At 55.4% G+C, this 5,479-nt stretch carries 6 protein-coding genes and 1 tRNA gene; 4 read left to right on the top strand and 3 right to left on the bottom strand.

The features are described 5' to 3' along the window. The first annotated feature begins 328 nt into the window (after positions 1 to 328). From QZ329_RS14815 to QZ329_RS14805, 3 genes are all read left to right on the top strand, one after another. Positions 329 to 404 (top strand) — tRNA-Pro (locus tag QZ329_RS14815). Between the two features lie 403 nt (positions 405 to 807). Then, positions 808 to 1,239: a translation initiation factor 2 gene (locus QZ329_RS14810; protein ID WP_295753775.1), complete on the top strand. Its 432-nt coding sequence runs from the start codon at positions 808 to 810 to the stop codon at positions 1,237 to 1,239. Positions 1,240 to 1,447: 208 nt separating this feature from the next. Then, positions 1,448 to 2,020: a hypothetical protein gene (locus QZ329_RS14805; RefSeq protein WP_295753774.1), complete on the top strand. Its 573-nt coding sequence runs from the start codon at positions 1,448 to 1,450 to the stop codon at positions 2,018 to 2,020. 78 nt (positions 2,021 to 2,098) lie between these two features. On the opposite strand, the gene QZ329_RS14800 is transcribed toward QZ329_RS14805, so the two are convergent. Both QZ329_RS14800 and QZ329_RS14795 read right to left on the bottom strand, forming a co-directional pair. Beyond that, positions 2,099 to 2,506: a hypothetical protein gene (locus QZ329_RS14800; RefSeq protein WP_295753773.1), complete on the bottom strand. Its 408-nt coding sequence runs from the start codon at positions 2,504 to 2,506 to the stop codon at positions 2,099 to 2,101. Further along, positions 2,506 to 4,017 carry a DNA methylase gene (locus QZ329_RS14795; RefSeq protein WP_295753772.1) on the bottom strand — a complete coding sequence of 504 codons (1,512 nt, stop codon included), beginning with the start codon at positions 4,015 to 4,017 and terminating at the stop codon, positions 2,506 to 2,508. Before QZ329_RS14795 ends, QZ329_RS14800 begins: the two co-directional genes overlap by 1 nt. A gap of 279 nt (positions 4,018 to 4,296) precedes the next feature. Here QZ329_RS14795 and QZ329_RS14790 point away from each other — a divergent pair, with 279 nt between their 5' ends. Then, the gene (locus tag QZ329_RS14790) at positions 4,297 to 5,058 is read left to right on the top strand and encodes a hypothetical protein (RefSeq protein ID WP_295753770.1); all 762 of its coding nucleotides are present in this window, start codon (positions 4,297 to 4,299) and stop codon (positions 5,056 to 5,058) included. 82 nt (positions 5,059 to 5,140) lie between these two features. Here QZ329_RS14790 and QZ329_RS14785 read toward each other — a convergent pair whose 3' ends face one another. Continuing rightward, positions 5,141 to 5,386: a hypothetical protein gene (locus tag QZ329_RS14785; protein WP_016321682.1), complete on the bottom strand. Its 246-nt coding sequence runs from the start codon at positions 5,384 to 5,386 to the stop codon at positions 5,141 to 5,143. Positions 5,387 to 5,479: the final 93 nt, after the last annotated feature.

Raw genomic sequence — 5,479 nt, 5'->3', positions numbered from 1 at the left:
ACGCATTCTCTTATTCTAATCCATCTTTCGAGTGTTTACAAGTATGTTAACTATACTCTCCAGCCTGATACCGCACCCAAAAAACTTCCTTAAACTCAGCTGTAAACGAGATTTGTTTCTGCCTGACTTCATGCGTATACGGGTTTTCTCTCAGTACGGCTATCTCATATAGGCTGAAGCTGCTGTTTTTCCATTTCGGTTCCATTTTAGATGGGGTACATTTTAAGTTGAAAATGTTAAGAGCTGCGAAAATAAAGATTGACATTTGAATAAATATCTCATATAATAACAAAAGAAGTTCAAGGTATATTTTTCATAACAGGTATATCCGGGTGTAGCGCAGTTGGTAGCGCGCATGGTTCGGGACCATGAGGCCGTGGGTTCAAATCCCGCCACTCGGACCAAGTTTCGTTGACAAACGAGATGCACGCAAAAATCCCGCACCGAAGTGCGGGATTTTTGCGCACAAAGAGCGGATTTTGCTAAAAACGAAAATTATCAGAAGCGATTGGTGGAATTTGGTATCGTAAAATAAAAATAACGCACCAGAGATGCAAAATGAGCTGTTTTGGCAGTTTTTAGCAGCCTGCTCGACTCGAACTCTCCGCCTCTCTCTAAAAAAGAAAAGCACACCTCCCCTGGAGCTCCCAAGCCGCTCCGAGGGAGGTTTTCCATTTCAGAACGGCCCTTCCCGCCATTGTTGCTTATGCTTCATGTGTTCAGCGTTCTTCGGTGGTGTTGGTAATAGCTTTCTCAATGCTTTCCGGCTATACTGTCGTTACAACAAACGGGAAGGAGAACGGCAGCATGGAACAGAAAAAGAACCTTTGCGCTCAGGTACCCCTCAGCCTCCACGCGCAAGTCTGCGAGGCCAGAGAGGCGGCGGGCCAGACCACCAGCGAATACATCACGAACCTGCTGATCGAATACTACAATCTGAAGAAAAACGGAGGTACGACGACTATGAGCGGCAATACGAGAACGATGGCCTTCCAAATCCCCGAGGAGCTCTTCCAGCGGATCAAGGCCCACCTGGAGCGGGAAACCCAGCGGACCGGCAGGAAGCTGACCCAGCGGGAGTTCGTGCTGAACCTGATCGAGGAAGCGCTGATCGAAGCTGAGGAGGATGCCGCTGAGGAAGCCGAGCGGGTCAACGCCTCCATGGCCAGCGCCAGCCCCACCGGGACCACCACCGAGGAGGATGATCCCGAGGAGGACCTGCCTCCCGAGAAGCCCTGAATCACCACATCGCCGCCGCGTCCCCGCCCTGCGGGGGCGCGGTGCTTCTCTTTGATGGCAGTAGAGAAGATTCCACCGTCCATCGGCTTTCCCGGATGGTCAAAAATGGCACAGATATTTCGTTGCTCTTGATGAATGGATATTCCGGCAGAGGTGTGACATGGTGTTGCCACGCCCCAAAAAATCGAGGAAAGAAAGGAATTTCACAATGAACAACGACAACAGAACGCCCCTCACGATCCTAGAAGCCTGTACCCTGCTGGCCCGCGAAACCGTGTCCATGCTGGAGGGCCTCGATCAGCTCCCGGCCAGTGCCGTCACCCTCCGCGGTGCCTTGGCACTGGCCGGCGAAGACCTGGGTGATGGCGGCGCACTTCTGGCATGGGTCGACTCGGAAATGGAGATGGTCAGGCACTTCGCTGAAACAAATGAGCAAACCACGCCCCTGGTGGAACTGGAGGTTCCCTGCGCAATACCGGACCCCATCATGCAGCTGGACGCCTCCTGCATCCTCCTCAAGGCCGCGGCACAACGGCAGCCAACAGAAGCCCAATGGCAGACCACGCTGGAAGCCGTCCGGCTGCTCATGGAGATCGACGGCCTGGATGATATGGTCCTGACCGCCAAGGCCCCCAGCGGCGGGTTCCTGCGGGTCCAGGATCTACGGAGCCAGCTGGAGCGCGTCCAGGCAGCGTTTCGGGGTAACCAACAGGAAGCCAGTGTCAGCCCCCGTGAGGCCGCCTTCTCCGAGGTGGAGGCCCCGCCCCTGAAGAAGGCTTAACGGGCCACAGCGGCCCCGTGTGGCCCAGCAAAACGCCCCCGGCATCCTCTGGTTGGGATGCCGGGGGCGTTTCACGAATCACGCCTCTGCCGCCTGAACCGACAGGATATTCTCAATTAAAATGCGCTCTCCGCCCAATAAAAGCAGCTCGCCTTCATATTCATCGAATTTCTTGAGCCGCCCTGTAATGGTGACGCAGGCGCCTCCGGCCTTCCTTTTATCCGGCTGGAAATAGGTCAGCGTTACCTCGGGATGCTCCGTGATTCTGTCCGCCAGCTCTTGCAGCCGCAAATCTAAGAGGGCCTTCTCATCTTCCGTCAGCTCAGCCTTCGAATCTGTCAGTCGGGCCGTTTCGTGGACGGCGGCCTCATAGCCGGTCAAAGCCCGGAAGGGCATAAACTGCGCCGCCCGGTCCCGCATGGGCATATGGGGATGAGCGCTGGAGACGTGGTGCGGCAAATTGATGATATCGTCATATTTCCCCATTACGCCTGATGCCCTCCAATCGTATCGTTGCGGTCCTTCCCGGTAGCTCCCTCCACCAGATTCATGCCTTTCAGAATCGCGTTTTTCCCAAACCGCCTCTTGATGTCCAGCATGGTCCGCTGGACCTTCTTCTCCCGCTCCAGCTTTGCAGCCTCCCGGACCTGCTGTTCCTGAACGGCGTGGTAGTCCGTGAACAGATCCAGCTGTTCAAAAGCCGTTTTCTCCAAAACCTCCGTCTCGTTTGCCACACAAGTGGCGGTGAGGTACAGGCGGCGTACCAGCAGATTTCGGTCGATGATGCGGTCAAACAACTCCACAGCAGCGGAGATCATGCGCTTCGTGGAAGCGGTATAATCCCCCAGATTCGCGGTGCCGTGGGCGTGTTTGGGAACGGCCCGCCCATAGCGGTCCGCCGTTACCTCCCCTTTGTAGCCCCGTCCGTTCAGGCTTTCCCGGTCATAGCCCACAGTCAGCACCAGCTGACTGGTGACTAGTCCCTTGTCCACCAGGTCCAGAGATAGCTGGTCCGCCATTTCCCGTACCACCAGCCGGGCTTTCTCGTAGCCGTAGGGATGCTGGAGAACCTGCCCAGAGCCGACGCTCTTGCTCTCCGGCTGATACGCCTTAACGTCCGCCATAGTGCAGGGTTCCCAGCCCCAGGCGTGATCGATCAGCAGCTCCGCGTTGATTCCAAACAGCTTGTACAGCAAATCCTCATTATAATAATCATTCGGACCGCCCAGAGAACAGCGCGCGATATCCCCCATGGTGTAGAGACCGTGGGCCTCCAGCTTCCTGGCATAACCTCCGCCCACCCGCCAGAAATCGGTGAGGGGCCGGTGATCCCACAGCAGACGCCGGTAGCTGCGCTCGTCCAGTTTGGCGATGCGCACGCCGTTGACGTCCGGGTGGATGTGCTTGGCCACAATATCCATGGCCACTTTGCAGAGGTACAGGTTGGAGCCGATGCCCGCCGTGGCGGTAATGCCGGTGGTTTCCAGAATATCCAGAATCATTTTCATGGCCAGCTCCCGGGCGCTGAGCCGGTAGGTTCCCAGGTAATTGGTCACGTCCATCAGGACCTCGTCGATGGAGTAGTTGTGAATGTCTTCCGGCGCGATATATTTGAGATAGACGTTGTAGACCTTCGTGCTCCATTCCATGTAATGAGCCATCCGGGGCGGAGCTACGATATAATCCACCGCCAAAGCCGGATTGGCCTTTAATTCAGTATCGCTGGAGGAGGAGCCGGCAAACTGCCTCCCCGGTGCGGAACGGAGCCGCTGAGCGTTGACCTCCTTGACCCGCTGGATGACTTCAAACAGCCGCGCCCGGCCGGAGATGCCCCAGGCTTTCAGGGAGGGCGTCACGGCGAGGCAGATGGTCTTTTCCGTCCGGCGCAGGTCCGCCACCACAAGGTTGGTGGTGAGGGGATCGAGGCCCCGCTCAACACATTCGACGCTGGCGTAAAAGGATTTTAAATCCACGGCAATATAGGTGCGGCCTTCCATCGCGGGGTCTCCTTCCTGAGTGGCTTTTACATCTCTATCATAGCATACCCAGCCCAAGCCGGACAAGCCAAAATCTATAAGTCAAACGCATCCAATAACCGAGGGCGAAGGGCTGGAGCAGGTTGTCTACAGATAACAGCAAAAGAGGTGAGGCGGAGCATTCCTGACTTGGGATGCTCCGCCTCTTTTGCATTTCAGAAAGAGGTAATCAACATTATGAAACAGCATGCGGACGGCTTCGCTTCGTCCTCTAAAAGTCCCCCAAAGGAAACCTGCGAGATGAGCAGTCAGGAATTTATCGCTCGTATAAACGCGCTCATTCCCTCCCCAAATGAAGAAGCCAGCAAAAATCTGCTGGACTTTGGCAACAGCCTCTGGCTCCGACTGAAAGAGGACCTGTACAATACGTTTTCCTTCATTTCCCGTCACTTTACCCTGGATACATTACAAGGTGTGTACGACCTGAGCGGAATTGCGAATAAAGGGATGCTGCCGTGGGAGATGATAGGCGCGGCAATTTATTTGCAGACAAATACGCCGGTGCAGGAGATCGAGGAGGATTCCTGGGACTATTTCGTAGGTTTTACCGCCCCGGAAGCCCCTGACAAAATCAGCTCCCTGGCGCTCTGCACTGTGCATGAGAACGGGTGCGCAGCGCAGTTCTATACCCGCCACTTTGGGCGGTTCGACCCCCTGGAGCTGCTGTATAACGCAACAGCCCGCTCCGTATACAACGGCGTTACGATAACGGAGGCTATCCAACAGTTCGATTGCAATATGGAAATACGCCACCCATGGGAAACTGCTGTCATTCTTGACCCAGAGCCTAAAATGGTGGAAAAGCTGACCCAGCTGATGCCGGACAGTCCCATTATTGCCGCCCATATCAATTTAGACGCGGACAGTGGGACCGTTGCCACGGAGATAAACCCCCTGTGGGAGAAGCTGCGGGATGAGTTAGATGAGTTAAGTCACGGCCAGCAGCAGAAAACCTCCGAAAAAAAGCGCTCTTCCAAGCGCAGCCACCAAATGGAAAGATAAAGGTGAACACCCTCCGGCAACGCTCCCGGCATCCCAAAACCAAAGGGATGCCGTGGGCTTTTTTCGTTCCCAGCAGGGTGAGTCAGACGCTGAAGTTCAACTGGCGGTAGTAGCCGTCATAGACGCGGGAAATGGGCTTGTCCGCTACAGCGGGCCGGTCCGGGCCATAGAGCAAACTGCCCAGCTTATAGCTCACGCCATTGACACAGACATTCTCCCCGGCGCTGTGGCTTCCAAACTTTGTCAGCCAAGCCAGGGCCTCCCGCACCGTGCAGCCCCGGCGAAGCTGTCCCTGTTCGTCCCACAACGGATCATAATCCAGTCCCATCGCACAAAAAACCTCCCATATTTTTTACAATACCGTTGAACATTGTAACTGGAAAGGCCAGGAAAAGCAATGCCGGACATGGAGAAAAAGACG

Origin of the sequence: uncultured Oscillibacter sp., from assembly GCF_910579365.1 — a bacterium.
Lineage (GTDB): Bacteria > Bacillota > Clostridia > Oscillospirales > Oscillospiraceae > Oscillibacter.
Note: the sequence above shows the minus strand (reverse complement) of the source record. Positions and strands in the feature narration are given on the sequence as shown.